Origin of the sequence: Pelotomaculum sp. FP (assembly GCF_004369245.1) — a bacterium.
In the GTDB taxonomy this organism is placed as follows: Bacteria; Bacillota; Desulfotomaculia; order Desulfotomaculales; family Pelotomaculaceae; genus Pelotomaculum_C; species Pelotomaculum_C schinkii.
In genome coordinates, this window is the sequence record NZ_QFGB01000137.1 from 1 (window position 1) to 1618 (window position 1618).

1 protein-coding gene is annotated in these 1618 nt (G+C 44.7%); it reads right to left on the reverse strand.

Features of this window, described 5'->3' with window-relative positions; genetic code table 11:
- Positions 1-7: 7 nt before the first annotated feature.
- Entirely contained in the window at positions 8-1462 is a 1455-nt protein-coding gene (locus Psfp_RS21045; RefSeq protein WP_243120843.1) for a transposase, read from the reverse strand.
- Between the last annotated feature and the right edge of the window lie 156 nt (positions 1463-1618).

A 1618-nucleotide genomic window follows, 5' to 3' on the forward strand; every position in this document is an offset into this window, starting at 1 on the left:
ACATGAGTTATGCAGTTATAGGTAAATAGCCCCAGTTCCATAGCCATAAAAATGGATGTGGAGGCCAGAAATTTTCGATGAACCTTGAAAACCGATCGCCAGTTGTGTCAAAATAGACTTGGATTTGTTGCTTGCAACAACAAATCCGATGACTGGCGTTGAATAAGTACCTGACCATTTCGCGGTGGGAGAGGGCTTCTTCGGCGCCTTCTTTATTGCATTCCCATCTTGCGTAGCACAATAGGGTTTCTGCGATAAAAAGCAGTTCCATATGAGCAAAATGCGAAGCTTCCGACCGCGAATGGCAGTTTGTGAGTCCCAGTTCCTGTTTGACCGTGCGGTAAAACACTTCTATCCGCCAGCGCTTGACATAAACCGCCGCAACTTCTTCCGGCGCATCATATCGGTTGCTGATTAGCAGGTAGGCGTCCCGGTAGGTGGCACTTTCATCTTCTTCTTGAATAATTCCATCCACAGTGACCGGCTCTTTTCGGTACGTGGATGCAACGGCTGCAATGGGGACATATCGCCATCGTCTCATGGGCTTCCCTTTCCGGTTTGTGGTGTTATAGGGAAGTTTGATGTGGATATCGGGAATGATGATGACGCCGCCTTTACCGAGGGTAGAGAGTTTTGTATAAACGGTACGTAGCAGTTCCTTCGGGTTGACCTTCTTGTATTGCTCCTTCCGGGATATCGGATCAAAGTATTTGCAATACAAAACGGTATTTTTCTTGGCCTTGGTCACCCAATCGAAGTTGTGCTCGACCAGCCAGTTCAAGAAATTCTTGCATAAGAACCAGCGATCCATAGCTACCCAGAGTCGTTCACCACAGGTACTGCGAAGATCCAGGAGGATTTTCCGTGCCAGTTCCAGCTTGGTTTGTTTGTCATTCTGGTGTTCAGTTTTACGCCAGAATCGCCAGAAGAGTGGGTATTCCAAGCCGTTTTTCAAAACGGCATAGGTAGAAATCAAGTTCATACACCAGATATGATTCCGGCTAGAACTATCAAACAGCCAGCACAAGAAGGGAAGTTTTTTCCCAAATGGGTGGGCTACTTTGGTGTCATCCAAAGCAATTACATCCCCTTGGGATAACCGGGATTCCGGGTGTTCCTGAAGCCTTTTGATACGGCCAACCGCAAACTGAAGCCACTCAAATGATTTCGAGAAAAACCGGCTGAAAGCAGACTGACTAATGGATTCTCCTTTCAGTAAGACCTTCAGAATAGGAGAATCCAAGGTGAAATCTGCATACTGGTTTACCGAAGGCTTTTGAGCAATCAAGCCACAAATATATGCAAAGGCCATCAACCAGCTGGAAACACCGGAATGCTTAACAATTCCCTTCTGCAAAAAGAGTAGTGAGAGATCAAACTTCTCCCAAAGACTCTTTAGGAGTGGGATACCGCCACCAGGACCATGTTGTTTGTTTTCAAAGATCGGCTTTTGTAGATTCATTTTTTCGTATCACCCGTATCTACAATGTAATGGCATAAAATACCATCCATTTCGATTATTGGGCGATTTTGAAAATGTCAAGGGCTTTTGAGTATTTTTTGAGCATTTTTTAAAAATGTTTTTTGGTACTAATTTACTGAAAGTGCATAACTACTG

Coding starts and splice junctions, on each gene's coding strand:
- Psfp_RS21045 (WP_243120843.1), bottom strand. CDS start 1,462: ATGAATCTACAAAAGCCGATCTTTGAAAACAAACAACATGGTCCTGGT.